This window comes from Peribacillus sp. FW305-BF15, assembly GCF_058783805.1.
This window is the reverse complement of the sequence record NZ_JBYSYV010000018.1, coordinates 88,334-114,464: the sequence shown is the minus strand read 5'-3', so window position 1 is coordinate 114,464 and position 26,131 is coordinate 88,334. Positions and strand designations below refer to the sequence as shown.

Genomic DNA, 26,131 nt, shown 5'->3' with positions numbered 1-26,131 from the left:
TCACGAGTAAAGTCGTCGAATTCACGAGTAAAATAGCGAAATTCACGAGAAGTTGTTGAATTCACGAGTAAAACGGCGAAACTCACGAGTAAAGTCGTTGAATTCACGAGTAAAATAGCGAAATTCACGAGTAAAGTCGTCGAATTCACGAGTAAAATAGCGAAATTCACGAGAAGTTGTTGAATTCACGAGTAAAACGGCGAAACTCACGAGTAAAGTCGTTGAATTCACGAGTAAAACAGCGAAATTCACGAGTAAAGTCGTCGAATTCACGAGTAAAATAGCGAAATTCACGAGAAGTTGTTGAATTCACGAGTAAAACGGCGAAACACACGAGTAAAGTCGTCGAATTCACGAGTAAAACGGCGAAACTCACGAGTGTAGCTAATTTGACCTCGTAACAAGGGAGGGACAGCAAGGGGAATGTATCTTCATGCCAGGTTTTTTCATAGGATGTTACATATTTACCCGAGGAAGGGGTTATCTTTTGGAAAGAACAAAGCTTACCGGGCGTATCGTTACACCTAATGATGCTGAGTATGAGCGTGCCAGGATAAATAATAACTTAAGTTTTTCTAAATTCCCAAAGGTCATTGTGTTTTGTCAAAGTTCCGATGATGTGTTGAATTCATTGAAGTGGGCCCGGGAAAATCATGCACCTTTCCGGGTTAGGAGCGGCAGGCATAGTTATGAAAATTTTTCATTAGTGAATGGCGGTCTAGTCATTGATATTAGTGAAATGTACAATATCAAGGTCAATCGTGAAAAAATGATCGCAAAAATTGAAGCCGGAGCTGATTTAGGGCGAGTATATAATACGTTATGGAACTATGGCACGACGATTCCGGCAGGGACCGAAAGCAGTGTTGGTGTTGTAGGTCTTACGCTCGGCGGTGGAATAGGTATGTTAACGAGGCGCTTTGGACTTACTTGTGACAATCTACTTGAAATAGAAATGGTAAGGGCTTGTGGAAAGAGGGGAGCCAAACTCATTAAAGCGAATAGGAAAATCAATAGTGATTTATTTTGGGCATGCTGCGGGGGAGGAGGGGGAAACTTTGGCATAGTCACTTCTCTTACTTTCAGGGTAACCCCCGTATCAAGGGTTTCCGTTTTCTCCGTCACATGGGAGTGGGAAGATTTCGAGGCGGTGTTTGAAGCCTGGCAGGATTGGGCCACTCAAGCTGATGAAGGCTTAACTTCAGAAATAGAATTCAAGGCAAAGGAAGCAAACGAAATTTTTGCTAAAGGTGAATTTGTTGGAACGTCACATAGATTGAAGCAGCTATTAAAGCCTTTGACAAAAACCGGTTCACCAATAAATGTCATGATAAAGGAAGTCCCATACATTGAAGCCGTAAGATTCTTTGATTATCCAGCTGGAAATCAACCGGCGCATCGAAAGAGGTCAGGATCTTTCATTGAAAAAGCTTTTCCACAGCAAGCAATCGTAACTATGAAACATTTTTTAGGAAATGCTCCAAATGAAAATGCAGCCATTTGGCACCAATCCCTAGGAGGAGTGGCGGGCCTTAAAGATCCAAAGGAGACAGCTTTTTATTATCGGGATGCCATCATCGCCCAGGAGTATCAGGCTACATGGACCAATCCAGAAGAAGAGCGGCTAAACATTCGTTGGATCAAGGACCTGAAGCATGCCTTGTCACCATTTACTACCGGTGACTATGTAAATTGGCCGGATACTCTAATCAAAGATTGGCCAACTGCGTATTATGGAGAAAATTTCAAACGGCTTAGGGAAGTGAAAACGAGGTATGATCCATACAATGCGTTTAAGTTCCCACAAAGCATACCGCCATTAAATAAGTGGGGTTGAAAAAGCTTGGCTTCACCAAAAACATTCGTTATATAAAGGTCTATTCCTGAATTTGGATATAGGCCTCTTTCTTCTTGTTTTGAATCAATTAATCGAGATAATCCCCAAGATCATTCCGCTTGCTGAGCTTGTACTGTACTGTATTGTAAACCTGATTTACGGAAGATTGGGCTTGGGCAATTTCTTGAGCAGCTTGTTTAATGGCTTCTTGTGCCAAAGTTGGATCAGAGGAAGATTTTTCAATTGCTTGTGAAAGTTAGGTTTGCGTAAGGGTAACGTTGCTTTTGCTTGATTTAATTGATTGATATCAATTTGTTGTTGAGGCATGTAGTTTCTCTCCTTATGTCATTATTGCTCCATTAGGATGACCGTTCTTTTCTATTTTATAAGGAGAAAAAAATATAACGTTGACAGGATGGACAGCTTGGAAAAGTTCAATCCAAATTATAAAAAAAGATGCACACTCAGGATTGAAAAGCGGGCAATAAGAGAATGGGATTATTCGTTTTATTTACTTAGAATCCTGAAATTTTCATCTGCATAAATAGATTGCGTCCCTTGAATAAAATTGTAAGATAATGCAAAAAAAAGGTGATTTATTCTTTGTTAAGTCAATTAAATTATACTTTACTTATTGGTTTTATCAGATTAAAATCGGAGAAAGAATTATTATAAGAGGATGAGCTGATTGGACAACCGAAAGCTCCTGAACGCGATAAGCGAACAGGAGCTTTTTGCGTTCATTTTGGAAAAAGGAGCTGGCTAGATGAATATTGATCATATTGAAGCGTTTATGTATGTTGTTCACCTTAATAGTTTTCATAAAGCCGCAGAGGCGATGTTTTTATCACAGCCAACGGTTTCGGCAAGAATTAAGACGCTTGAGAGTGAACTCGATTCAGTACTATTTGAGAGGCAGGGAAGAGGGATTATTTTAACCGAAAAAGGGAAAGCCTTCATTCCATTTGCGGATCAAATTATTCGTACCTTTCACCAGGGGAAAAAGCAGTTGAAGACAGGAAGCGAACTGGAGGAAATAACGATAGGGGCTAATATCATTACATCGCAATACTTTATTCCATTTGCTCTTCCTCTATGGAAAAAGGAAAACCCAAATTTACGCTTTAAATTCATTTCAGCAACAAATGATGCATTAATGGAAAAATTGCTTCAGAAACAGGTTGATATAGCCTTTATGAAGGATGTTACACATAGTGGTCTGCAAAATTACAAAACCCTTGATAATTCAATTCGTTTAGTCGTGTATCCAGGACATCCATTTCAACTTCGAACTGGGCTAACAGTACAGGAATTAGCAATGGAGCCGTTGGTATTTTTTGAGTGTGGTGCGCTTGACTGGAACCACGTTCATAAAATTTTTGAAGTATCAAATGTAGAGCCGCGCATTGATTTTCAGGTTGATCACCTGGAAGTGGCGAAGTCGCTAATTCTTAGCAGAAGCTGTATCGGATTTTTACCGTACTTATGTATTAAAAAAGAGTTAGAACAGGGAACTTTGATTGAAGTGGATGTGTCACATTTAATCAAGATAAAGCAGCACATCTATCTGACGCATTTAAATCACGGGATGGAATCCCCTTTATTATGGAAAGACATTCTTTTATCAATTCAGAAATTTGAGAAAACCCATCAGCAATTACAGATACAATCTAATTGATAGATATTTTCTATCAATACAATATTTTTTTCTATTAGTAAAACCATTGCCATTAACATGTTTTAGGTGATAGGATATGTCAAAATATAATTATTCGCATAAGTGAACTTTGAATTAAATCGGAGGAGAGAATATGAGTTATAAGCTTGGCATTTTAGACCAGAGCCCGATATTTCCAGGAGCTTCAGCATTTGATGCACTGCAGCAAACCATTAACCTGGCTAGACATGCAGAAGAGTGGGGTTATACCCGTTTCTGGGTATCGGAACATCATCATGCCGAACAGCTGGCGGGGTCCTCCCCGGAAGTATTGATTTCTTATTTATTGGCCCAGACAAAATCGATTCGGGTAGGGTCCGGAGGTGTTATGCTTCAGCATTATAGTCCATATAAAGTGGCGGAAAACTTTCACGTATTATCGAATCTTTCGCCAGGCCGGGTAGATCTTGGCATCGGAAAGGCACCAGGTGGGCTCCCCTTATCAACGAAGGCGCTACAGTTTGGAACTGTGAATGATGGAAAAGATTTCGAAGAGCGGTTATCTTTCCTGCAAGAAATAATCGAGAACTCAGTTGATGAAACTCACCCGCTTGCAGGCATTCAAGCGACACCGCTACCTTCCGAAAAGCCTAAGATGTTTCTGCTTGGTGCAAGTGCTGACAGTGCCAGGTTAGCAGCTGAACTTGGGATAGCTTATGTATTTGCTCGATTTATCAACAGTAATGAGACTGTACTTGAAGATGCTGCACGCATTTACCAAAGTATCTATCCAACTGGTAGCTTTAAGGTATCGGTTTCAGTGATTGCTGCTCCTTCACAACAAGAAGCGGAACAGTTAACAGGTGATCAGAAGATTGTGAAAGTTCATCTCAAAAGCGGTCGCTCTGTCACAGTCCAAACCTTAGCGCAAGCTGAGTTATTCGGGAAGCAGTCTGGGGAGCTTTACGAAATAGAAGAACAGGATTCCAATATTATTGCTGGAACTCCTTCTTATGTAAAAGAAGTCTTAGCAAATTTACATGAAAAGTACGGGGTAGATGAGTTTATCCTACATTCGCCGATTTTAAAGGAAGCAGAAAGGTTCAGATCTTTTCGATTGTTGAGTCCACTTCAATTAGCCTTATCTGAAGAGAAACACGTTACGAGCCAAAATTAAAAAGGCCTCAGCAATTAGGGGAGATGTGGGATGTAGCAAAGTTGAAAACCGATTAATTAAAGGAGGAGTATCGATGTCTGAACAGAGAAAGTTGAAATTTGGAGCGCTTATTCATGGAGTTGGAGGGAGTATATCGGGTTGGAGACATCCAGACATTCAAGCAGATGCCAGTGTAAGTCTTGAATTTTATAAGGAGCAGGCCCAGAAGGCTGAAGAGGGTAAGTTCGATTTACTTTTCATTGCTGACGGATTGTTTATCAATGAGAAGTCAATTCCGCATTTTTTAAATCGATTTGAACCACTTACCATTTTATCCGCACTCGCTGCTTTTACATCAAGAATAGGGCTTGTCGGAACAGTTTCCACCTCATACAGTGAGCCATTTACTGTAGCCCGGCAATTTGCTTCACTTGATCACATTAGTCAAGGTCGTGGCGGATGGAACCTTGTTACTACCCCTCTTGAGAGTACGGCCTTGAACTATAACAAAACGATTGAAGAACACCCTGATCATGCCAAACGTTATCGGATTGCATCAGAATATATACAAGTCACCAAGGGACTTTGGGATTCATGGGAGGATGACGCGTTTACTCGGGATAAAGAGTCCGGTGAGTTTTTTGATCCTTCTAAAATGCATCAATTAAAGCATAAAGGAGAATTTTTCTCCGTGCAAGGACCACTCAACATTGCCAGATCAAAACAGGGGAGACCAGTCGTTTTTCAAGCAGGTTCATCAGAAGCTGGAAAAAACCTTGCGGCAAAAGAAGCGGATGCAATCTTTACAGGTCAACCAACTTTGGGAGATGCCAAGATTTTTTATCAAGATGTAAAAAACAGGGCTATTGCATTCGGGAGAGATCCTGATGAAATTGTTATTCTGCCAGGTATCGCGCCAATCATTGGTGCAACTGAGGAAGAAGCGGAGCACAAATATCAAGAACTCGCTAACCTGGTTTCTATAGATAAGGCGCTTGACTATTTAGGACGATACTTCGATCATCATGATTTTTCCCAATATGAACTGGATGCACCTTTCCCAGATCTCGGAGACATCGGAAAAAACAGTTTCCGAAGTACAACTGATCGAATTAAACAGGAAGCCAAGGAGAAACAGTTAACGCTCCGTCAAGTAGCAGTTAAAGAGACTACACCCCGGACTTCTTTTATTGGAACTCCAGAGAAAGTGGCGGATTTGATTCAGCAATGGTTTGAAGAGAAGGGTGCGGACGGATTTATCTTTGCTTCAAGTGTTCCCAATGCTTTAAGTGACTTTGTATCTTATGTGATCCCTATCCTTCAAAAAAGGGGAATATATCGTACTGAATATGAAGCAGAAACATTAAGAGGCAACTTGGGCCTTCCATTCCCGGAAAATCGTTATGCGAAAGAAAGCATTAATCAATGATTGAAGAATCAATTTAAAAATTGAAGGAGGAATAAGAAATGGGAGAAGCGTTATCTGTCGTCGTTTGGTCAAAACAAGGATGTCACTATTGCGAGGAGGTTAAACAATACTTAAAAGAAAAGGAAATCGCTTATCAAACGGTGGATGTTACCAATCATGATGACCTGCGAGATATTTTAGAAATCAAATATGGAGTTCGGTATGTGCCCATTATTGAAATTGGGCGAGGTAGTATATATGAGAGCGTTACGGAAATTGGAATTCCTCATCTTGAAAAAGTACTCAAACGAGTACAATAACAAAAAATATCACGCTCTTAAATCTGAGTCTATAAGTATGACTGATTGAATTAAGGAAAGATTGCAAAAATAAATCCGACTATTCTTGTGTAAATAATATGTTATAGAAAAGGGGAGTTAATCATGACACAGTTAATCCGTCTTGCCACTGTAAACGATGCTCCAGAAGTGCTAAACGTCACACTTCGGGCTTATGAACCAATCAGGGAATTGAATATTAACTTTCTGGCTGCGACAGCTGATTTGCAGCTAGTGACGAATAATATTAGGCGGAATCTCACTTATGTTTTAGAGGAGGAGGGCCAAATTGTTTCCACCGTGACAGTTCGTCATCCATGGAATGATCCTGATCATTTCAGTCCGTACCCATTCATTTGGTGGTTTGCAGTCGACCCCCTTTATAAACAAAAAGGTTTTGGCTCGACTTTGTTAACCTACGTGGAAGAAAACATACTTCGGAAACAGGTGAAAGCGCCGGCCGTCTATTTGGCGACAGCTGAACGTCATCCTTGGCTTGTTTCCATTTATGAAAGAAGAGGCTATGAGATTTTTGCAGAACGAGATCACGATGGAGAAAAAATTGTGTATCTTCGTAAAATTCTAGATGAAACGCTGTATCGCATTATTGAAAATAAAGAACCAATTGTTAGTAATTAAAAATATTCGGGGGAATTGAGATGAAAAAAACGTTATTAATTGTCATGGCACTGCTACTAACTTTTTTAGGAGCTTGCTCTTCAGAAGAAACAACCAGTACAGCAAAATCTGGGGATTCAAAAGATAAAGAAGTTCAGAAAATCATTGTTGGAACAGGGACGCAGTTCCCTAACATTTGCTTTTTGGATAGTAATGGTAAGCTGACAGGGTATGATGTCGAGTTGGTTCGTCAAATCGATGAAAAACTGCCTGAATATGAATTTGAATTTAAAACGATGGAATTTTCTAATCTATTATTAAGTTTAGAAACGAACAAAATAGATTTTGTTGCTCATCAAATGGAAGTGAATGATGAACGGGAAGAAAAATTTCTATTTAATAAAGAACCATACAATGTCTTTCCGCTTCAAGTTACAGTTCATCAGGACAACAATGATATCCATTCCATTAAAGATTTAAAAGGAAAAAAAGCGATAGTGAGTGCAACGAGCAACTCTGCTGTTTTTCTTGAAAAGTATAATAAAGAAAATAATGCCGGTATTGAAATTGTCTATTCTGGCCAAGGCGCAGATGATACGAAGAATCAAATCAAAACTGGTCGGGCGGATGCTACCATTACTACACCATTTGCCGTCGACTTCTTAAATAAACAAGCAGATGCACAGCAAAAGGTTGTGGGTGAGCCGCTTCTAAATTCAAAAGTATACTTTTTGCTAAGAAAAGACGAAACGCCTTTACAGAAGAGAATTGATGAAGCACTTGTGGAACTGAAAGAAGAAGGGGTAGTTAGCGAACTAAGTAAAAAGTGGCTGGGCGCAGACTATTCAGTGGGATTTTAATTAGATAGTAGTAAGCGCGGAGGTGCTAAAGCATGGGGAAAGCATTTGATCCTTCATTAATCGTCGATTTCATTCCGACATTAATATATTATCTTGGAGTAACATTGCAAATTCTGGCAGCATCCGTTTTATTAGGAATGGTCATCGGGATAGCGGCAGCCATCCTGAGAGTATTTCGTATCCCTGTCTTGAATCAATTTGTCATATTATATATTTCATTCATTCGGGGAACGCCTATTTTAATACAATTATTTCTAGTTTTTTATGGACTGCCTGCAATCCTGTTATTCATTAATATTGATATTTCAAGAATGGATGCTCTGTATTTTGTCATTATTACGTATGCATTAAGTAATGGGGCACATTTTGCAGAAATATTCCGGGGAGCGATTAAGGCTGTCGATTATGGGCAAACGGAAGCAGCCTATTCTGTTGGAATGAATAATAGTCAAAGCTTTTTTAGAATTGTGCTTCCTCAGGCCATACGGATTGCTTTTCCGAATATCGCAAACTCTATTATCGGATCCTTAAAGGATACCTCACTTGCCTTTACCATTGGCGTAATGGATATGATGGGGAGGGGAGAGACATTGATTGCCGCAACTGCACATGCTCTCGAAGTCTATCTCTCATTGGCCGTTATCTATTATGCAGTCGTGCTATTGTTCGAGAAGATATTCAGACTTTATGAAAACCGCATTAATCGGCATCAATCTGTAGATGTGTCTATTACTGGATAACAAAGGGAGGAGGGAAGGACTTGACGATTGATATATTATTCATTTGGACTGCTTTTAAGGAGATTATTAGAGCACTTCCAATCACACTTATCTTAACGATTCTTCCTCTTCTTGCAGGTTTTATTATCGGCCTCGCTGTTGCCTTGATTAGGATTTATAAAGTGAAATTTCTAAGTGGAATTGCAAATGGCTATGTTTCCTTCTTTAGAGGAACACCGATTATCATGCACATCATGCTCATCTATTTCGGTTTTCCATTATTAATCGATCAAATTTCTAAAAAGTTTGATTTGGGTATACAATCTAATTCCATTCCGATCATTTTATTTGTCTTAACCGCCTTATCGTTGAGTGCGGGTGCTTATTTATCAGAAATATTCAGATCGGGAATTATCAGTGTCTCCAATGGCCAAATGGAGGCAGCCTATTCCGTGGGGATGAATTCGTTTCAAGCCATGACGCGAATTGTTTTGCCACAGGCCATTGCTCAGTCCATCCCGAATTTCACGAATATTTTCATTGGATTTCTGCATACGTCATCCATTGCTTTCATTGTATCCCAAAAAGAAATGACAGGAGCAGCCAATATTGTTGCATCCACCAATTTGAAATTTTTGGAGTCTTTTATCGCTGCTGGTTTAATTTATTGGGGTCTCACAATCATTGCAGAGGGGCTTTCGTTTTTAATTGAGAAAAAGGCCACTGCCTATAATCGAGGAGGAGTACAATGATTTATTTAAAAGATATAAAAAAATCATTTAACCAGCAGCCTGTTTTAAAAGGGATTAATTTGAAAATAGGCAAGGGAGAAGTAGTTACCATTCTAGGACCAAGTGGATCTGGGAAAACGACCTTGCTTAGGTGCTTGAATTTTCTGGAGAAACCAGAAGAGGGTATCGTTCAAGTGGGAGATATACAGGTGAAGTCCAAGAAGGCGACGAAAAGGGAAATCTTGTCCCTTAGGAGACAATCGGCAATGGTTTTTCAGCATTATAACTTATTTGCTCATAAAACTGTTTTGGAAAATGTAATGGAAGGGTTAATTGTTACAAAAAAATATAAGAAAGCTGAGGCGAAACGGGAAAGTGAGCTGTTATTGGAAAAAGTAGGTTTGGGAGATAAGCATAACCATTTCCCTTCGCAATTGTCAGGAGGTCAACAGCAACGTGTTGGAATTGCCAGGGCACTTGCTTTAAATCCGGAGGTCATTCTATTTGACGAGCCAACGTCGGCACTCGACCCTGAGTTGGTTGGGGAGGTGCTTTCTGTCATAAAAACAATTGCACAGGAAGGCATCACGATGGTGATTGTAACCCATGAAATGAGTTTTGCTAAAGAGATATCGGATCGTGTTCTTTTCATGGATGGCGGGGTGATTGTAGAAGAAGGTTCACCATTGGAAATTTTCAACGCTCCAAAGGAAGATCGAACACGACAATTTTTAAATCGGATATCAAGAGATTTTTCTGTATCGTTTTTAGAAGAAAGGGCCAATTAAAGGAAGGGGCCAAGGGAGGACGTATGATTAATACAATCGTAGTCGGTGAATTGATTGAAGCAGATAAAGAGACGGTGCGCCGCTTATTGGTAGAAAGTTATCAACAATATGAACATGAATATTCGAACCCGGAAGCTTGGGAAGGATATTTAAAAAATATTGAATCCTCGTTGGATAATCCACATGTTGATAAGGTGTTGGTTGCAAAGTGCAATCAGGATATCCTTGGCACATTACAGCTTTTTCAATCATCTGAAAAAGCATATGAAAAGCCGGAACTTGGGATTTTTTCACCAATCATTCGGTTGTTGGCCGTTCATCCCGAATCAAGGGGACGCGGTATCGCTCAGGAATTATTAAAGGCTAGTGTAAATTATGCAAAATCGCAAGGTGCGTCCAGTTTGTATCTACATTCTACTGATAAGATGCATAAGGCCATTAAACTATATGAATGGTTTGGCTTTAAAAGGGATCGAACTAAAGAATTTCAAAATCAGGATATTTTAGTAAAATGCTATCGCTTGGATTTATAGAAGGAGGCGACTGTATGAGTCGAGAGCTGGAAAAGCGCTTAATATCGATACGGCGCCATTTACATCAATATCCGGAATTATCAAATGAAGAATTTGAAACGACAAAATCTATACAAACGTGGCTCGAGGAAGAGGGCATTGAAATCCGTCATACAGGATTGAAAACAGGTGTTTTTGCAGATATAAAGGGTGGCAGACCCGGACCGACAGTAGCTATAAGGGCGGATATTGATGCTCTTCCAATTGAGGAACGAACCGGGCTTCCATTTGCTTCGAAAGTAAAAGGGGTGATGCATGCTTGCGGCCATGATTTTCATACGGCAGCCGTTATAGGTGCTGCCTACCTTTTGAAAGAATATCAATCAGAGTTGTGCGGGACAGTGCGATTGCTTTTTCAACCCGCAGAAGAATTAGGCGGCGGAGCGGTACATGTGATAAAAGATGGTCAAATTGACGATGTAGCGGCTGTGATTGGGCTGCACAATAAACCCAATTTGCCTGTAGGCACCATTGGGATAAAAGATGGTCCGTTAATGGCGGCAGTAGACCGTTTTCATATTGTTCTTCAAGGGAAGGGGAGCCACGCGGCCATCCCTCAACACGGAAAAGATCCAATAGCAGCAGCGGCTCAGCTTATTACCGCTCTTCAAACTATCGTCAGCCGGAATGTATCCCCTTTAGAAAGTGCCGTGGTAAGTGTTACGAGAATAACAGGTGGAAACACGTGGAATGTAATTCCGGGTGACGTCATATTGGAAGGAACGATTCGAACCTTTAGTTCTGAGATACGCGAAGAAGTAAAAGAAAAGTTTTATTCGATTGTGAATCATATCGCCGCTGCTTTTTCACAGGAACCTGTGATTGGTTGGTTTCCTGGACCACCCGCGCTTCATAATCATCCAGCAATCACAGAGATGGCCCGCTTGTCTGCTCGGCAGCAATCATTGCATGTAATCAATCCAGAACCTTCAATGGGTGGTGAAGATTTCGCTTATTACCTTCAACATATCCCCGGTACCTTTGCCTTTTTTGGTACAAACGGAAACGAAGACTGGCATCATCCAGCTTTTACTATTGATGAAAATGCCATTATTAAGGCCGCTTATTTTTTATCTGAAAGTGCCAAGGATTTATTATATAACCATGGTAAGTGGTGAATATACATGACAAAGGTGCCAGACACAATTTTGTGCCTAGCACCTTTGTTGTTGTAATTCCTAAGGTTTCGGTCCAATTTGATTTCAAAGCATATTCATGATGCGAACATTCCCCCCATTTTAGCTTCCATACATAGTCACTCTTCATTTTTTTATTCCAGCTTTTCATAGACTCCTCTCCCTCTCATTGATTAATTCTATTCTGATAGCGGTAAGAAGAATAAATCTCAAACCATGATAGGCGAGAGCATGGTTAATTATTAGGCAAAGGCATTCCAAATTCATAAGCAATTAATAGAATTTTTTTATCAATTAAATAAATTTTTCTATCAAATAAGATGTTGTCAAGTGCTTGTTTACAATGTTAGGATGAATTTCAATTACATTAAAAACAACTAATTCGATTTGTTAACTAGGTATTAATGATTGGAGAGAAAGTCATATGAGTTTTAAGCTTGGAATATTAGATCAAAGCCCCATTTTTCCTGGGGAATCGGCAGTTGATGCACTTAAGCAAACCGTAAACCTAGCTCAAAAAGCTGAAGAATGGGGATATACCCGTTTTTGGGTATCGGAACATCATCATATGGAACAAGTTGCTGGGTCTTCACCGGAAGTATTAATCTCTTATTTATTATCGAAAACCACAACCATTTGTGTAGGTTCGGGAGGTGTCATGCTTCAGCACTACAGCCCTTATAAAGTCGCTGAAAATTTTCATGTTTTATCCACTCTTGCCCCGGGCAGGGTAGATCTTGGCATTGGTAAAGCACCAGGTGGATTTCCTTTATCAACAAAGGCGTTACAATTTGGAACTGTGAATGATGGAAAAGATTTTGGGGAACGTGCAGCCTTATTGCAAAAGATAATTGAAAATTCAATCGATGATATTCACTTGCTCTCTGGTATTCAAGCAACACCGATACCGCCTGAAAAGCCGGAAATCTTTCTGCTTGGTGCTAGTTCAGACAGCGCACAACTAGCCGCTAACCTCGGAATGGATTTTGTATTCGCCAGATTTATCAATAGTGATGATACCAAGCTGTATGAAGCGTCTTCTGCTTACCGAAGCAAGTACCCAGAAGGTCGCTTTATCGTATCAGTAGCGGTTGTGGCAGCTCCTACCCAACAAAAAGCAGAGGAGCTGGCAAGCGAACACAAACTATTTAAAGTTCATCTACAAAGTGGCCGGACGCTGACAGTTCAATCACGTGAGCAGGCTGAGTCATTTGAGAAGCAGGCTGGTGAAGCTTATGAAATAGAAGAGCAGAACGCAAGTATTATTGCTGGGACTCCAGGATATGTTAACGGGACTTTAAAGGAAATTCAGAAAGTTTTTCAGGTGGATGAATTTATTTTGCATACACCGCTTCGAAGAGAAGCAGAACGGATCCAATCCTTTCAGTTGTTGAGTCCGCTTCTCTTAGGGGAAGAGACCAACATATAGAAAAGATCCAGAGGGCATGAAGCAGCTGATAAATATTTGTTATTTCCAATATAAAAGGATAAAAAAGGAGCGAGAAACATTGAAGAAAATTAAATGGCTGTCCGTTACGGTTTTAACAGTAGTATTGCTGGTATTAGGAGCTTGTGGAAGTAATGAGCAAACATCATCGGAGAGTACAAGAGACAAGGATGAGGAAGTGACTTTGAAAATTGGTGCAGCCTCAATACCACATGCAGAAATTTTAGAGTTTATCGCACCGGATTTAGAAAAACAAGGCGTGAAACTGGATGTAGTGATTTCTACGGATGGTATTCAAACGAATCAACAAACAGCAGACAAAGAATTGGATGCAAACTTCTTCCAACATACCCCTTACTTAGAGCAAGTAAATAAAGATAGTGGTTTGAATTTGGTTAATGTGAAGGGTGTACATATTGAACCATTTGGTGTCTATTCCAAAAAAATTAAGTCTATAGGTGAATTGTCAGACGGAGCGAAAGTAGCCGTACCGAAAGATCCAGTAAACTTTTCGCGGTCGTTACAGCTTTTTGCGGCAAATAATATCATTGAGTTGGATGCTTCCAAGTCAGGGGATTATACGATTGAGGACATTACAAAAAATGATAAAAAAATAGAATTCATTCCAGTCGATTCCCCTCTTTTAGTTCACTCGCTAGATGATGTGGAAGCATCGGCCATTAACACAAACTATGCTCTGGAAGGACGGTTAAAACCTCTCGATGATGCACTGATAATTGAAGGGAAGGATTCACCATATGTAAACATTTTAGTTGCTCGTCCAGACAATAAGGACGATAAAGCGATCCAAAAGCTTGCGAATGCATTAACGACGGAAAAGGTCAAAGAATTTATTCTTGATCAATATGAAGGAGCCGTCGTGCCCGCATTTTAAGGGGTGTCTATACCAAGCTAGTTAATATGAGGAGGTGGCCACTTTGATAGAATTTCGTCGGGTTTCAAAAGTTTTTGATGGCGGGGAGAAGAAAGTTGAAGCGTTAAAGGAGATTAATATAACCGTTGAAAAAGGGGATATATTCGGGGTTATCGGTTTTAGTGGAGCCGGAAAAAGTACACTCATCCGAACTGTGAATCTACTTGAATATCCTACTTCAGGTGAAGTGATTGTAGAAGGAAAAGACCTTGCCAAGATGTCTGAAAAAGATTTGCGTGAAGCTAAGAAAAATATTGGCATGATTTTTCAGCATTTTAATTTACTTAATTCCAAAACAGTCTTTGATAATGTGGCGATGCCATTATTGTTAGGTAAAAAAAAGAAAAAAGAGATTGAAGAACGAGTTAATGAGATTCTCCGTTTTGTTGGTCTAGAAGACAAAGCAATGAACTATCCAAATCAACTTTCAGGTGGACAAAAGCAGCGTGTCGGGATTGCCCGTGCTTTGGCTACAAACCCTTCGATTTTATTATGCGATGAAGCAACATCGGCATTGGATCCACAAACAACAAAATCAATCCTGAATCTGTTGAAACGGATTAATGAAGAATATAAAATTACCATTCTAATTATCACACACGAAATGGAAGTGATTAAAGAAATTTGTAATCGGGTTGCAGTGATGGAGGATGGGAGCGTGATTGAATCAGGAAATGTGATCGATATTTTTGCCCGTCCACGAACAGAAACAACACGTAACTTCATTCGATCGGTTGTTCGCGATGAAGTGCCATCAAGTGTATATGGATTGCTCAATGAGGATGCCTATTTCAGTCGAATTTTTAAAATTGATTTTTTGGGATTGAGCTCTGGGCAGCCTATCGTTTCAAAAACAGCGAAGAGGTTTAATGTGGAAATAAACGTTCTGTTCGGCAATATTACTGAGTTACAAGGCATCCCATTTGGTAATTTAATTGTTGAAATAATAGGAAATGAGGATGAAATTGATCGGGCATTACAGTTTATAAAGAATCAAAATGTCAAAGTGAAGGAGGTTACGAAGGATGGAAGTAAGCAAAGAGCTCATTTTAAACGCCTTGTGGGAAACGCTGTACATGGTTAGTATTTCACTTTTCTTTGGAAGCATCATTGGAATATTCTTAGGCATTTTATTGGTTGTAACAAGAAAAGGTCATATTTATGAAAATAGATTTATTTTTTCTATCGTGAATCCGATTGTGAATATCTTCCGATCGATTCCGTTTATTATCTTGCTTGTGGCGATTATTCCATTTACAAGACTAATGGTTGGTACGTCGATTGGTACAACAGCAGCAATTGTGCCACTCGTGCTTCATATTGGCCCATATATCTCAAGACTTGTGGAGAATTCGCTATTGGAAGTGGATGAAGGCATTATTGAAGCCGCGAAAGCCATGGGAGCAACGCCGATACAAATTATTTTCAGGTTTTTAATGCCTGAGGCTTTTGCGTCATTAATTCTAAGTATAACAACTGCAACAATTGGTTTAGTGGGCGCTACAGCCATGGCAGGAGCTATAGGTGGCGGTGGACTTGGAGATGTAGCGATAACATATGGCTATCAACGCTTTAGCACTATTACGATATTCGTCACCGTTGTAATTCTAGTAATTGTTGTTCAGGGAGTACAAAGTTTAGGAAATATATTCGAACGGAAAATTAGAAGAGTGTAGTGGCGGTAGTGTACAAAGGGAGAGTGGAATGAATGATGAAAAAATGCATTTTACTTATACTGCTTATCTTGGGGGTGTTATTGGCAGGTTGCTCAAGTGATTCAACGAATGCAGGAGGGAAACAGAAAGTGAAGGTAGGGATTAGAAATTCTGAACTTCGAACATGGGAATTTTTAAAGGAACAGGCTGAAAAAGAAGGGGTGGAAATTGAACTTGTTAATTTCTCTTCGGCATATGATCCGAACGAAGCGCTGGCAGAAGGGGATATTGATATCAACGCCTTTCAACATGTTGCCTATTTAGATTCATTTAATGCGAACAATAATACAGACATCGTTCCAATTGGGACTACAATTATTGCTCCTCTCGGTTTGTATTCAAGCAAATATAAATCGGTGGAAGAGATCCCAAATGGTGCACAAATTGCTGTGCCCAATGACCAAGCTAACTGGGGAAGAGCTTTATTGCTATTACAAGAAGCAAAACTCTTAGAGGTTGTGGATGACTTTGACGGGAATGGCGGACAGGACAAAATTAAGGAAAATCCGAAGAAAATCAAAATTGTTCCTGTCGATGGTGCCAGTGCCCCGCGTGTGATGGAAGATACAGCTGGTTCGGTGATTAATAATGGAGTTGCGGTAGAAGCGGGACTAAATTTAAAAGATGCTCTTATTTATGAAAGCAGTACTGCAAAGCCTTATATTAATATCATAGCGGCTAGGAGTGAAGATCAAGACAATGAAGTTTACCGAAAATTAGTTGATCTCTATCAATCAGAGAAAACGGCTAAATTTATTGAAGAGACTTACAATGGAAACTATATTCCAACATTCATTACCTTGAAAGAATTGAGCAGTTATAAGGAGATTTATTCTAATAAATAAGAAAGGAGAGATTAGAAATGGCTCAAGACAGACAGATGAAGTTAGCTGCTTATCTGATTGGAACAGGTATGCATGTTGCGTCGTGGCGGCATCCTGCATCAAATCCCAATGCAAGTATTGATGTGAAAGCCTTGCAAAGACTCTCGAAAATTGCAGAAAAAGGGAAATTTGACCTTGCCTTTGTGGCAGATAGTTTGGCCATTAATCATGAATCGCATCCTCAGATACTTAATCGATTTGATCCGATTGTACTAATTACAGCATTAGCTGCAGCGACAGAAAAAATCGGCATTGGGGCGACAGCTTCTACAACGTATAGTGAACCATATGTACTCGCTCGCCAATTTGCTTCTGTTGACCATATAAGCGGCGGACGGGTGGGATGGAATGTTGTTACTACAGCTGATGCGACCGGAGAGACGGCCTTGAATTTCAGTCGTGATAAACATTTGGCGCACGATCATCGTTATGAACGAGCGGAGGAGTTCATCGACGTTGTCCAAGGATTATGGGATTCGTGGGAAGATGATGCGTTTGTGCATAACAAAGAAACGGGACAATTTTTTGATCCTGATAAAGTGCATGAGCTTCGGTATAAAGGCAACTATTTTTCGGTAAAAGGTCCATTGAATATCGCACGTTCGGCGCAGGGGCAGCCGGTTATCATTCAAGCGGGTGCGTCTATACCAGGGCAGCGATTAGCCGCTCGAACAGCCGAAGTCGTTTTCACACATTGGGATAACATTGAAGAATCCAAACGATATTATCAAGAATTAAAATCGTCTTTAATGCCCTTTGGAAGAAGCGTGGAAGAGCTCCACATCCTTCACGGCATTTCCCCTATTATCGGAGAAACCGAGGAAATAGCCATTCAAAAATACAATAAACTCCAAAGTCTCGTCGACCCTTATGAGAGTTTGAAATTCGTTTCTGGTTATATGGGCAACGTGGATTTTTCAAAATATTCTTTAGATACACCAGCGAAGGATGTTGAATTTCCATTAGTAAATAGCATACAAAGTAACTTTAATGAAATGAAGAAAATTATTGGTGAAGAAGACATAAAAGTGGGTGAATTATATGCGAGATTTTTCAGTCCTGCCAGACGAGATAGATTTGTCGGTACACCAACTCAAGTAGCTGATGAAATGGAGGTATGGTTTACTGAAAAAGCAGCAGATGGCTTTATGCTTCAATTTCCATTGTTACCAGGCGACTTAGAGGATTTCGTCGAGAAGGTTGTTCCAATTTTACAGGAGAGGGGTTTGTTCCGTTTGGACTATGAAGGAGACACTCTCCGTGATCACCTTGGATTAAAGAATCCAAAAAATCGCTTTGCTAATGAAGAAATATCAAATTATTTGGAATAAGGGATATCTCGCATTTTCATTAGAATCATTAAAGTCATATATAATGGGAGTAAAAAGGAATGAGGGACATAGGAGAAATCCTAGTCCCTCAAATTCTTTTCTCCTAAATATCAATCGCTACTAAAACTAACAAGTTAAGTTCAGCCTTTTCCTGCTTGGAAACCTGGATATTTGGTCATTCCGCCATCAGCATATAAGGTCATTCCCGTTACATAGCTCGATTCGGCGGAAGCAAGCCAAGCGGCACAAGCGGCAATTTGTTCCGGTTTTCCGATGTATCCCATCGGTATCAGGTTGATTACTTCTTGTTTAGCTTTCGGGTCATTGAATTTTTCGGCATTGATGGGTGTGTCGATTGCACCAGGTGAAATATTATTAATGCGGATCCCTTTAGGAGCATATTCTAGTGCAAGGGTTTCTGTCATCATCTTGACTCCGCCCTTACTTGCTGCATAGTGGACAAAATGAGGCCAAGGTATCCGGTCATGAACGGAAGACATATTAATGATATTGCCCTTAATGCCATGATCGAGCATATAACTGATTGCTTCCCTGCTTGCCAGGAACATCCCCGTTAGATTTACATCGATGACTTTCTGCCAATCTTCAAGAGTCAATTTTTCGCTGGGCACTTCATTTTCAATACCAGCATTGTTGATCATGATGTCGATAGTACCAAAGGTGTCAACAGCGAAAGAAAGCAATTTCTTCACATCCGCTTCCTTTGAAACGTCACCTTGAATGGCTGCGGCTTTCCCGCCTGCTGCTTCAATCGTTTTGATGATTTCCTTATGGTCACCATTTTCAGTGTGATAATTTAATACGACATGTGCTTTTTCTTTACCGAACCTTTCGGCCATGGCTTTTCCTAATCCTTTTGCCGCGCCAGTGATCACGACGACTTTTTTCTCTAAATCTTCATACATCGTTCAGCTCTCCTTTGACTATTCTTTTGTAAAGCCAATCATGATTCCGCCAGCAATTACGAGTACACACCCGATGATGACAAAGGCCATTTGCTTTTGGGATTTTTTCTCTCCTAAAAGAAAGATGCCGCCTAAAGTGGAAATGACGATTCCCATTTGGGAAAATGAGAATGCGATGGCCACGCCCACTTTAGGATTAGCGAGCAGGAGACCGATATTACCGACAGCCCACATCATTCCGGTTAGAATATTTCGTCCGGCATACTTATTAAACGGTTTATGTTTGATGGAAAGGAGCAAGGCAGCCAGGAACATGCCAATTGCTTGCGGCAGGATGGCCGACCATCCGTCAACCTCATTCCATCTGACGACGATGACATATGTAACATAACCCACCGTAGAAATAGCAAGGTAAATAATCCCTTTTTTCATGTTTCCTTCTTTTTTGTTATCACCATCGCCATAGCTTGTCAGCAAGACACCTGTAATCAAACAGATGATTGCAACAATGCCGATGATGATTGTCATCTTGTCATTCCATTCCCTGAAAATGATGACCGCAAAAAATGTATTTCCTAGAATTTGCAGTCCTGTTGAGATTGGAACGGTTTTCGATACCCCGATTTCCTTGACGCTATTGAATTGAAATAACTGCCCGAATGCCCAGCCTATCCCGGAAATGATGCCGACAATCCACACTAGACTGCTCCATTCCGGCGGATTGATGAAAGTCATCATGATGGCGAACAGTAATGAACCGATTGTAATGCCAAGTGTTTGATTATAAGAGTTGCCTCCGAGTTTTTCGGAAACAAGCACTAAGCTGCCCCATGTCAATGCAGGGAGTAGCGCAAAGAGAAAGCCTTCCACAAAATTTCATCTCCTAAACTAGAAAACAATGTTTCTATCAATATAAAATAGTTAGTAAGCTATTGAATGTGTATAGTTTTCCCTTTACACGGGAAAGAAAACATGGATTTAATTTACCAATTTGTCATTTTATTTTTCGGGATGGAAACAATGAAATAATAAGTGGTTTATGGTACTTTTAATTTAAAGAATAGTTAGGAGAAATACGATGACGACACTGAATGAATGGTTTGAAAAGGGGATTCCTGCTCAAGAATTTGTATCTTCGATGAAAGTTCATAAAGAAAACTTACAATCGATCCAGCAAGGTTTTTCCACTTCTGCAGAGGACCAAGACTTTTTTGATGCATTAAAGAAGAAGGAACTTCGAGTTATTGTCATTACTGAAGACTGGTGCGGGGACGCGATGATGAATATTCCTATTCTGCTGAATATATCTGAAGCGGCAAATATCGAAACTCGCATGATTTTACGAGATCAAAATCTTGAACTGATGGATCAATATTTAACGAATGGAACAGCGCGTTCGATTCCCATTTTTATATTCATTGATAAGGATGGTGAAGAAAAAGCTGTTTGGGGACCTCGTGCACCAAAGGTACAAGAGTTCGTAATGGAGTTAAGGTCTGACCTGCCTGCCAAGGATGATGAACGTTTCGAGGCAGAGCAAAAAGCAGTTATTAAAAAGATAACTGCGGCTTTTGCTGAAGAAAAACACCTGTGGGACGAAGTATACAGCAGTATCAAGGAAACATTGGGGAACTGCTGATTGCGGGTACATCACTTTTAGTCATGTCCCATAACGGGTGGTAAGCCCATTATGGAATTATTGGGCTGTTTCAAAACACGGACTGCAACCTGACTGGTTGGTGAATATATAGATATGTTTCCTAACGGTTTTTTCTATAATATTCGTTTTTGAGTCCAAGGTTTTGGAACAGCCTTTTCATTTTTATGATTCTGGAATAATTGTAACGCCGATTGTTCGAATAGGAGAGTCTTGTTTCGCACTTTGATTCGTTGCTTTGTAGTATTTTAACATTAGATCGTTCAATTCATTTTGGAAGTTAAGGAAGCTTTCATCATCAAGCTTTAGTTCTAAAAGGGAAAAGGTTGAACCATCTTCTGCGCAGTCTCTTTCTTCCAATTTAGTAAGATAGTTTTGATATTGGGTCATAAGGGATAATTGATAATAAGAAAAATAGTTCACCTTTTTTTCATTAGAGGATTTTTTCCATTCTTCCCCGCTAAGTCGTGCTTCTTCTTCATTTAAAACGTAGTATTTTTCGGAAACGGACCTCACTTTTTTTTCTTTTACTATGCGAATGACCCCTGAATCCAAAAGAACCTGTATATGTCTATATAATGTTGCTTGGGGTACATCTTTAATGATTTTTAACATTTCTAATGGTGTTAAACCATTTTCCCTATTTCTCATTAAAGCTTGGGTAATCTTTATTCTTACTGGGTGCATTAAAATTTCAGCTTTATTAATCATCGTATTCTCCTCACATTGGAAATTATAACTGGATAATTTTTAGTGAACTTTCCTGTTGGTCATGAATAATACGTTTAATTCTTCATATATTGTAATGTTTGAATCATTGTCATTTACATGAAAATGACACGGTTCGAAAAATAATAGTACCGAAATATTTTTTCTAAGTAAATAATAAGGTATTTTTTTATTATTTTAATTTTTAAAAAAATGTCTACATTTAATGAAAATTAATAAATATCGCTATATTTTTATTATTATTCATTATGATAATATTATCATTATAAATAACAATAAAAACTAAAACAATATTTTGTTAAGAAAAAAATAGGTGCAAAATTCCAAATTAGATGTTATCATTATCGATAATGATAATAATATTTCGTTACCAAAGGAGTGGTATATATGGAATTGCATTATGGATGGAACGAATTGAAAGATATTGATTTCATGTCTATTCTGCCGATCATTTTACCGGTAATTGCAATTGGAATGATTTTAGTGCTTATAGCATTAATTGATTTATACAGAAATCGAAAGACGAGGAAAAATGTTTTATTGTGGACACTCATCATTATTTTTGCAAATACTATCGGTCCAATTCTGTACTTCGTTATCGGTAGAAAGGACAGTGAAAGAATATGAAATTAGAAATTAAAAATGTTACAAAAAAATTCAAAGAAAAAACAGCGGTCAATAATTTTTCAATGGAATTGCAATCAGGGGAATGTGTTGGATTGATTGGGCCAAATGGGGCTGGTAAATCGACACTGATAAAAGTGATTGCAGATATTATAGATCCAAGTACGGGAGAAGTATTGCTAGATGGTAAGAAAATTTCAAAAATGAAAAAGGAAATAGGCTACTTACCACAATACCCTAACTTCTTTCAATGGATGACAGCCAAAGAAACCCTTACTTTCATGGGGCAGCTTTCGGGTATCAAGAGGGAAGAATTATTAAACGGCATCCCAGAGATATTGTCGAAAGTTGGGTTGAGCGGGGAAGAGAATTCAAAGGTGCGGACTTTTTCGGGCGGAATGAAACAAAGGCTTGGTATTGCACAGGCGCTGTTACATAAACCGGCATTGATTGTCATGGATGAACCGGTTTCGGCATTAGATCCCATCGGCCGGAGAGAAGTGTTGAATATCATAAAAGAGATAAAGAAAGATACGACAATTTTATTATCGACGCATATATTAAGCGATGCAGAAGAAATATGTGAGAGGTTTGTCATTATAAAAAGCGGTAAAAAAATTGAGGACACAACGATGTCAGAATTATTGAACAGGAATAGCGGGAATAAAATCAATGTCGACATAACCTCTAAAAGTCAAAAATGGATTGAAAACGTTAAAAGCTTGAACTTCGTCAAAGGTGTAGAAGTAATGGGGAACAAATTGAAGATAGAAGTGGAAGATATTGAGTCAAACAAGAATATGTTACTGGCGAATGCTTTGGAGCATAATGTTGATCTTGTCAGGTTCGAAATAGATAACGATACATTGGAAGAGATATTCTTAAAATTGGTGGTGGAAAAATGAATAACTTTGCCGTTTTAGCTAAAAAGGAATTTGTTCAGATGGTACGTGAATTTAAAGTGATTTGGCTGCCGCTCGTATTTATATTTTTAGGAATAACTCAACCAGTTGTAAGCTATTATTTACCTTCAATATTAGAGGCACTGGGCGGGGGCCAAGGGATCACCATTGATCCAAGCATGGCTGCCCAAAAAGGCGGCGAAGTTCTTGCCAGTACTTTAGGGTCTCAATTTGATCAGTTAGGGGTCATGATCATCATCGTTTCCATGATGGGAGTCGTTCAATCCGATAAAGCAAATGGGATGCTTGCTTTCATACTTACAAGGCCTGTGACGGTTGGATCTTATATAAGCGGGAAAATCATTTCCAATTACCTGTTTGTTGCCTGCAGTGTGGCATTGGGATATTTGGTTTCATATCTGTATGTAGTTTTTTTGTTTACGAGTGTTGATTTTGGGGATTTAATAGTGGCTTTACTGTTCTATCTGCTGTGGATCCTATTCATCGTTTCATTCACGACGATGATCAGTACCATTTTTAATAGCCAGGGTATCATTGCATTAATTTCGATAGTATTTCTCCTCGGCTGCAGAATCATAGTTGGATTAAGTCCGGTAATAGACAATGTGAATCCGGCAAGCATGAGTAAGCATGCCATGGAAGTACTGATTTTAGGCACAGTCAATTCACAAGCGGTTTGGGGTGCATTAGCTGCACTTGCATGGACGGCAGTAGCGATATTGATAACGAACATATGGATTTCTAAAAAGAAATTCAATAATGAATAAGTTGAGGATGGAAATGTGTTAATCATGAAGTGATGGGAGGATGATAACTTTGTTAAGCATCACAAATTTGGAGAAAAGCTACTCGGCCAAGAAGATTTTGAATGGTGTAAATCTAGAAATCAAAAAAGGGGAAACCTTAGGTTTTATAGGAGCAAATGGTGCAGGGAAAACCACGACGCTGAACATCATTACAGGCATTTTAGATTCAGAAAATGGAAAGGTTGAAATAAATGGCCTGACCAAAGAAGACGGCATAGAATATAAAAAACAATTTTTCTTCATTCCTGATACTATCAATGTGTTTAACAATGTTTCGGGATTTGATTGGATTCGTTTCTTGATGAACCTATATGGAAATGATGACAAAGAACGGTTGGGGAAATATATCAATCGGTTTGGGATGCAGGAGTCCATTAAAAAGCCAATGGGAAGTTATTCTTATGGAATGATGCATAAGATATCCCTGATAGCGGCTTTTACCATTAATCCCCCGATCATCATTATGGATGAACCATTGAACGGATTAGATCCAAACGCTGTTTTAGTTTTTAAGGGGTTAATCAAACAATATGTTGAAATGGGCGGTACAGTGTTTTTCTCGACGCATCTGCTGGATGTGGCAGAGAAAATTTGTAATACAGTGGCTATTTTAAAAGAGGGAAAAATCATCCTGCATGATGAGATACAAAATATAATAGGTGAAAGTTCATTAGAATCTACCTTTATGGAGGCTCAGGTATATGAAGGAAAAACTTCAGTTAACTAGATTTTTCGTTTCTTCCTTCTATAAAATGCCCAAGCAGACAATGTTGCAGGCTGTCCTGATAATAGCCGTTTTTTATATGTTTTTGCAGCTGACTGTCGTTAACGCCTTTGTTTATTTTCTTGGAGATACCCAGGTCTTCCTGTTTTATAATTTAACGATTTCCAGCATTCTCGTCTTTGCGTTGGTTTGCTATTTGTCCACATCACAAATATTTTCTTATGATGAATTTAAAGTATTGGCACCTCTGCCACTCACCTATAAGGAAATATCAAGGGCCAAAGTGTTAAGTAGCTTATGGGTCCCGATCATCTTATCAATGATGATCCAAGTGCCAACATTAGGCTTCTTGATAGTCGATCTAAAGTTTATCGAAGCGATTAAATTAATCACGTTTTTACCAATTGTCAATGGTTTAACGGCCTTGTTCCTGCTTTTTATCCTATCGTGCATGAATAGGCATTATTATAGATTCAAAAGTAAAGTAGCATACTTAATGGTTAACATTGCTATCATCCTAACGCTTATGATTATTTCCATTGTATATTTTGCAGGAAAATCATCAGTTACCATTTCAAAGTTCATCTCGGAAATAGATTTGAATTCTTTTGAAGGGCTAAAAAACTCGTTGGAATTGTTAATGAGACATATATTTGAAACCGCAAATATGATTCCAGTGATCAAATGGATATTGGATGCTTTTGTATCAAATGAAATAACCGTTCAATTTTTCATTATTTATATTTCGATAATGGTAATAGGTTTCCTTTTGTATTCAATGATTATAGAGAACATTTCTGTTCATTACTTTAAAAATGGGATATTGGGAAACAATAAAACGAATATGAAAAACTCAAAGGTTAATATATCAAAAAATCAATGGAGTAACTATTTACAAAGAGAGATATGGATCATTAAGTCTGAAGCATATTTTAAGATGCAAATCGCTTTAGGTCTTCTTTTGCCTCCGATCTTTTCACTTGTCATGTTATTGCTGATTCAGAATGAAGTATTCCCGAATAATTTGAATATAACGAAAGAGGGAGTCTTCGATAAATACTTTTCCTATTCGGTCCTTTTCTTATGTTGTATAAATAATATAAGCGGAACCCCATATTCAAGAGAAGGTAAATACCATTATTTACTGAAAAGCGTCCCGTTTGATGAAAAATATGTTTATTTTTCTAAAGTGATATTTTCATCAATCATCAGTATTATAGCCGTGGTGATCAGCTTTTTGATATTTGCCCTATTTGGCTATTGGGAAATGGAAAATGCAGTCATGTTATTAATCACTTCTTGTTTAGTAGTTTGCTATAATCTTCTAACACCATTATATGATATGAAAAATCCTAGTATTGAATGGGAGAACCCATCTGCTGCAATTAAATCCAACCCCAATGTATTAATAAGCCTGCTTTATGGATTGCCATTATTGATCTTGGTAACAGCGATTCATTTTGGCTTGGTTTGGTTCAGTGTCCAACCCCTGATTGGAGCGCTAATGATTTTAGTGATCGCAATAGCGATCAATTCCATTTTGATTAATAGATTGAAATTAAATTTATGAAAGTCTTTATATTAGAAAAACATTTTCGTTTGATAAAGGAA

The 26,131-nt window shown here is 38.9% G+C and carries 29 protein-coding genes; 24 read left to right on the top strand and 5 right to left on the bottom strand.

Annotated features, from left to right (window positions below; genetic code table 11):
- Positions 1-42 precede the first annotated feature (42 nt).
- Positions 43-294 carry a hypothetical protein gene (locus AC3WLU_RS18925; RefSeq protein ID WP_492597737.1) on the bottom strand — a complete coding sequence of 84 codons (252 nt, stop codon included), beginning with the start codon at positions 292-294 and terminating at the stop codon, positions 43-45.
- A gap of 193 nt (positions 295-487) precedes the next feature.
- Here AC3WLU_RS18925 and AC3WLU_RS18920 point away from each other — a divergent pair, with 193 nt between their 5' ends.
- Positions 488-1,837 carry an FAD-binding oxidoreductase gene (locus tag AC3WLU_RS18920; RefSeq protein ID WP_492597736.1) on the top strand — a complete coding sequence of 450 codons (1,350 nt, stop codon included), beginning with the start codon at positions 488-490 and terminating at the stop codon, positions 1,835-1,837.
- 156 nt (positions 1,838-1,993) lie between these two features.
- Here AC3WLU_RS18920 and AC3WLU_RS18915 read toward each other — a convergent pair whose 3' ends face one another.
- On the bottom strand, positions 1,994-2,164 hold the full coding sequence (locus tag AC3WLU_RS18915; protein ID WP_492597735.1) for a hypothetical protein: 171 nt from the start codon (positions 2,162-2,164) through the stop codon (positions 1,994-1,996).
- Positions 2,165-2,603: 439 nt separating this feature from the next.
- Between AC3WLU_RS18915 and AC3WLU_RS18910 the strand changes: the two genes are divergently transcribed.
- The 17 genes from AC3WLU_RS18910 (at position 2,604) to AC3WLU_RS18830 (ending at position 18,131) form a co-directional block, all read left to right on the top strand.
- Positions 2,604-3,515, top strand: coding sequence for a LysR family transcriptional regulator (locus AC3WLU_RS18910; protein ID WP_106028092.1), 912 nt, complete (start codon positions 2,604-2,606; stop codon positions 3,513-3,515).
- Positions 3,516-3,648: 133 nt separating this feature from the next.
- Positions 3,649-4,671, top strand: a complete 1,023-nt coding sequence (locus tag AC3WLU_RS18905) for an LLM class flavin-dependent oxidoreductase (protein ID WP_492597734.1) — start codon at positions 3,649-3,651, stop codon at positions 4,669-4,671.
- Positions 4,672-4,744: 73 nt separating this feature from the next.
- Complete coding sequence (locus tag AC3WLU_RS18900) at positions 4,745-6,079, top strand: LLM class flavin-dependent oxidoreductase (protein ID WP_400450452.1); 1,335 nt, start codon at positions 4,745-4,747, stop codon at positions 6,077-6,079.
- Positions 6,080-6,117: 38 nt separating this feature from the next.
- Positions 6,118-6,378, top strand: coding sequence for a glutaredoxin family protein (locus tag AC3WLU_RS18895; protein WP_492597733.1), 261 nt, complete (start codon positions 6,118-6,120; stop codon positions 6,376-6,378).
- Between the two features lie 123 nt (positions 6,379-6,501).
- Positions 6,502-7,035 (top strand): GNAT family N-acetyltransferase, encoded by a 534-nt coding sequence (locus tag AC3WLU_RS18890; RefSeq protein WP_098864667.1) that lies wholly within the window; start codon positions 6,502-6,504, stop codon positions 7,033-7,035.
- Positions 7,036-7,055: 20 nt separating this feature from the next.
- Positions 7,056-7,874: an amino acid ABC transporter substrate-binding protein gene (locus AC3WLU_RS18885; RefSeq protein WP_057278661.1), complete on the top strand. Its 819-nt coding sequence runs from the start codon at positions 7,056-7,058 to the stop codon at positions 7,872-7,874.
- Positions 7,875-7,906: 32 nt separating this feature from the next.
- A complete protein-coding gene (locus AC3WLU_RS18880) occupies positions 7,907-8,614 on the top strand; it encodes an amino acid ABC transporter permease (RefSeq protein WP_063577404.1) in 708 nt (235 codons plus the stop codon).
- 20 nt (positions 8,615-8,634) lie between these two features.
- On the top strand, positions 8,635-9,345 hold the full coding sequence (locus AC3WLU_RS18875) for an amino acid ABC transporter permease (RefSeq protein WP_063577403.1): 711 nt from the start codon (positions 8,635-8,637) through the stop codon (positions 9,343-9,345).
- On the top strand, positions 9,342-10,112 hold the full coding sequence (locus AC3WLU_RS18870) for an amino acid ABC transporter ATP-binding protein (protein WP_492597732.1): 771 nt from the start codon (positions 9,342-9,344) through the stop codon (positions 10,110-10,112). Before AC3WLU_RS18875 ends, AC3WLU_RS18870 begins: the two co-directional genes overlap by 4 nt.
- 23 nt (positions 10,113-10,135) lie before the next feature.
- Positions 10,136-10,645, top strand: a complete 510-nt coding sequence (locus AC3WLU_RS18865; protein ID WP_413001365.1) for a GNAT family N-acetyltransferase — start codon at positions 10,136-10,138, stop codon at positions 10,643-10,645.
- A gap of 14 nt (positions 10,646-10,659) precedes the next feature.
- A complete protein-coding gene (locus AC3WLU_RS18860) occupies positions 10,660-11,802 on the top strand; it encodes an amidohydrolase (RefSeq protein WP_492597731.1) in 1,143 nt (380 codons plus the stop codon).
- Between the two features lie 442 nt (positions 11,803-12,244).
- Positions 12,245-13,249 (top strand): LLM class flavin-dependent oxidoreductase, encoded by a 1,005-nt coding sequence (locus tag AC3WLU_RS18855; RefSeq protein WP_492597730.1) that lies wholly within the window; start codon positions 12,245-12,247, stop codon positions 13,247-13,249.
- A 79-nt stretch (positions 13,250-13,328) separates the two neighbouring features.
- Positions 13,329-14,162 carry a MetQ/NlpA family ABC transporter substrate-binding protein gene (locus tag AC3WLU_RS18850; RefSeq protein WP_492597729.1) on the top strand — a complete coding sequence of 278 codons (834 nt, stop codon included), beginning with the start codon at positions 13,329-13,331 and terminating at the stop codon, positions 14,160-14,162.
- Between the two features lie 43 nt (positions 14,163-14,205).
- Complete coding sequence (locus tag AC3WLU_RS18845) at positions 14,206-15,285, top strand: methionine ABC transporter ATP-binding protein (RefSeq protein WP_034305564.1); 1,080 nt, start codon at positions 14,206-14,208, stop codon at positions 15,283-15,285.
- Entirely contained in the window at positions 15,227-15,877 is a 651-nt protein-coding gene (locus AC3WLU_RS18840) for a methionine ABC transporter permease (RefSeq protein WP_057278667.1), read from the top strand. Before AC3WLU_RS18845 ends, AC3WLU_RS18840 begins: the two co-directional genes overlap by 59 nt.
- A gap of 32 nt (positions 15,878-15,909) precedes the next feature.
- Complete coding sequence (locus AC3WLU_RS18835; RefSeq protein WP_492597728.1) at positions 15,910-16,761, top strand: MetQ/NlpA family ABC transporter substrate-binding protein; 852 nt, start codon at positions 15,910-15,912, stop codon at positions 16,759-16,761.
- A 17-nt stretch (positions 16,762-16,778) separates the two neighbouring features.
- Positions 16,779-18,131 carry an LLM class flavin-dependent oxidoreductase gene (locus AC3WLU_RS18830; RefSeq protein ID WP_492597727.1) on the top strand — a complete coding sequence of 451 codons (1,353 nt, stop codon included), beginning with the start codon at positions 16,779-16,781 and terminating at the stop codon, positions 18,129-18,131.
- 140 nt (positions 18,132-18,271) lie between these two features.
- On the opposite strand, the gene AC3WLU_RS18825 is transcribed toward AC3WLU_RS18830, so the two are convergent.
- Both AC3WLU_RS18825 and AC3WLU_RS18820 read right to left on the bottom strand, forming a co-directional pair.
- The gene (locus AC3WLU_RS18825; RefSeq protein ID WP_072272388.1) at positions 18,272-19,057 is read right to left on the bottom strand and encodes a glucose-1-dehydrogenase; all 786 of its coding nucleotides are present in this window, start codon (positions 19,055-19,057) and stop codon (positions 18,272-18,274) included.
- 18 nt (positions 19,058-19,075) lie between these two features.
- Positions 19,076-19,927 carry a GRP family sugar transporter gene (locus tag AC3WLU_RS18820; RefSeq protein ID WP_098864676.1) on the bottom strand — a complete coding sequence of 284 codons (852 nt, stop codon included), beginning with the start codon at positions 19,925-19,927 and terminating at the stop codon, positions 19,076-19,078.
- Between the two features lie 208 nt (positions 19,928-20,135).
- Between AC3WLU_RS18820 and AC3WLU_RS18815 the strand changes: the two genes are divergently transcribed.
- Positions 20,136-20,696 carry a thioredoxin family protein gene (locus tag AC3WLU_RS18815; protein ID WP_095678642.1) on the top strand — a complete coding sequence of 187 codons (561 nt, stop codon included), beginning with the start codon at positions 20,136-20,138 and terminating at the stop codon, positions 20,694-20,696.
- Between the two features lie 183 nt (positions 20,697-20,879).
- On the opposite strand, the gene AC3WLU_RS18810 is transcribed toward AC3WLU_RS18815, so the two are convergent.
- The gene (locus AC3WLU_RS18810; RefSeq protein ID WP_034305549.1) at positions 20,880-21,425 is read right to left on the bottom strand and encodes a helix-turn-helix domain-containing protein; all 546 of its coding nucleotides are present in this window, start codon (positions 21,423-21,425) and stop codon (positions 20,880-20,882) included.
- Positions 21,426-21,830: 405 nt separating this feature from the next.
- Here AC3WLU_RS18810 and AC3WLU_RS18805 point away from each other — a divergent pair, with 405 nt between their 5' ends.
- The 5 genes from AC3WLU_RS18805 to AC3WLU_RS18785 are packed head-to-tail and all read left to right on the top strand — an operon-like array spanning position 21,831 to position 26,090.
- Positions 21,831-22,070: a PLD nuclease N-terminal domain-containing protein gene (locus AC3WLU_RS18805; RefSeq protein WP_034305547.1), complete on the top strand. Its 240-nt coding sequence runs from the start codon at positions 21,831-21,833 to the stop codon at positions 22,068-22,070.
- Positions 22,067-22,972: an ABC transporter ATP-binding protein gene (locus AC3WLU_RS18800; protein ID WP_034305544.1), complete on the top strand. Its 906-nt coding sequence runs from the start codon at positions 22,067-22,069 to the stop codon at positions 22,970-22,972. Before AC3WLU_RS18805 ends, AC3WLU_RS18800 begins: the two co-directional genes overlap by 4 nt.
- Positions 22,969-23,757: an ABC transporter permease gene (locus tag AC3WLU_RS18795; protein ID WP_492597726.1), complete on the top strand. Its 789-nt coding sequence runs from the start codon at positions 22,969-22,971 to the stop codon at positions 23,755-23,757. The genes AC3WLU_RS18800 and AC3WLU_RS18795 overlap by 4 nt, the downstream gene beginning before the upstream one ends.
- Before the next feature lie 49 nt (positions 23,758-23,806).
- Positions 23,807-24,523: an ABC transporter ATP-binding protein gene (locus AC3WLU_RS18790; protein WP_492597725.1), complete on the top strand. Its 717-nt coding sequence runs from the start codon at positions 23,807-23,809 to the stop codon at positions 24,521-24,523.
- Positions 24,498-26,090: a hypothetical protein gene (locus AC3WLU_RS18785; RefSeq protein ID WP_413001353.1), complete on the top strand. Its 1,593-nt coding sequence runs from the start codon at positions 24,498-24,500 to the stop codon at positions 26,088-26,090. Before AC3WLU_RS18790 ends, AC3WLU_RS18785 begins: the two co-directional genes overlap by 26 nt.
- Positions 26,091-26,131: the final 41 nt, after the last annotated feature.

Coding starts and splice junctions, on each gene's coding strand:
- AC3WLU_RS18810 (WP_034305549.1), bottom strand. CDS start 21,425: ATGATTAATAAAGCTGAAATTTTAATGCACCCAGTAAGAATAAAGATT.
- AC3WLU_RS18900 (WP_400450452.1), top strand. CDS start 4,745: ATGTCTGAACAGAGAAAGTTGAAATTTGGAGCGCTTATTCATGGAGTT.
- AC3WLU_RS18835 (WP_492597728.1), top strand. CDS start 15,910: ATGATGAAAAAATGCATTTTACTTATACTGCTTATCTTGGGGGTGTTA.
- AC3WLU_RS18825 (WP_072272388.1), bottom strand. CDS start 19,057: ATGTATGAAGATTTAGAGAAAAAAGTCGTCGTGATCACTGGCGCGGCA.
- AC3WLU_RS18895 (WP_492597733.1), top strand. CDS start 6,118: ATGGGAGAAGCGTTATCTGTCGTCGTTTGGTCAAAACAAGGATGTCAC.
- AC3WLU_RS18865 (WP_413001365.1), top strand. CDS start 10,136: ATGATTAATACAATCGTAGTCGGTGAATTGATTGAAGCAGATAAAGAG.
- AC3WLU_RS18785 (WP_413001353.1), top strand. CDS start 24,498: ATGAAGGAAAAACTTCAGTTAACTAGATTTTTCGTTTCTTCCTTCTAT.
- AC3WLU_RS18805 (WP_034305547.1), top strand. CDS start 21,831: ATGGAATTGCATTATGGATGGAACGAATTGAAAGATATTGATTTCATG.
- AC3WLU_RS18830 (WP_492597727.1), top strand. CDS start 16,779: ATGGCTCAAGACAGACAGATGAAGTTAGCTGCTTATCTGATTGGAACA.
- AC3WLU_RS18915 (WP_492597735.1), bottom strand. CDS start 2,164: ATGCCTCAACAACAAATTGATATCAATCAATTAAATCAAGCAAAAGCA.
- AC3WLU_RS18910 (WP_106028092.1), top strand. CDS start 2,604: ATGAATATTGATCATATTGAAGCGTTTATGTATGTTGTTCACCTTAAT.
- AC3WLU_RS18905 (WP_492597734.1), top strand. CDS start 3,649: ATGAGTTATAAGCTTGGCATTTTAGACCAGAGCCCGATATTTCCAGGA.
- AC3WLU_RS18800 (WP_034305544.1), top strand. CDS start 22,067: ATGAAATTAGAAATTAAAAATGTTACAAAAAAATTCAAAGAAAAAACA.
- AC3WLU_RS18890 (WP_098864667.1), top strand. CDS start 6,502: ATGACACAGTTAATCCGTCTTGCCACTGTAAACGATGCTCCAGAAGTG.
- AC3WLU_RS18855 (WP_492597730.1), top strand. CDS start 12,245: ATGAGTTTTAAGCTTGGAATATTAGATCAAAGCCCCATTTTTCCTGGG.
- AC3WLU_RS18815 (WP_095678642.1), top strand. CDS start 20,136: ATGACGACACTGAATGAATGGTTTGAAAAGGGGATTCCTGCTCAAGAA.
- AC3WLU_RS18840 (WP_057278667.1), top strand. CDS start 15,227: ATGGAAGTAAGCAAAGAGCTCATTTTAAACGCCTTGTGGGAAACGCTG.
- AC3WLU_RS18860 (WP_492597731.1), top strand. CDS start 10,660: ATGAGTCGAGAGCTGGAAAAGCGCTTAATATCGATACGGCGCCATTTA.
- AC3WLU_RS18870 (WP_492597732.1), top strand. CDS start 9,342: ATGATTTATTTAAAAGATATAAAAAAATCATTTAACCAGCAGCCTGTT.
- AC3WLU_RS18885 (WP_057278661.1), top strand. CDS start 7,056: ATGAAAAAAACGTTATTAATTGTCATGGCACTGCTACTAACTTTTTTA.
- AC3WLU_RS18880 (WP_063577404.1), top strand. CDS start 7,907: ATGGGGAAAGCATTTGATCCTTCATTAATCGTCGATTTCATTCCGACA.
- AC3WLU_RS18795 (WP_492597726.1), top strand. CDS start 22,969: ATGAATAACTTTGCCGTTTTAGCTAAAAAGGAATTTGTTCAGATGGTA.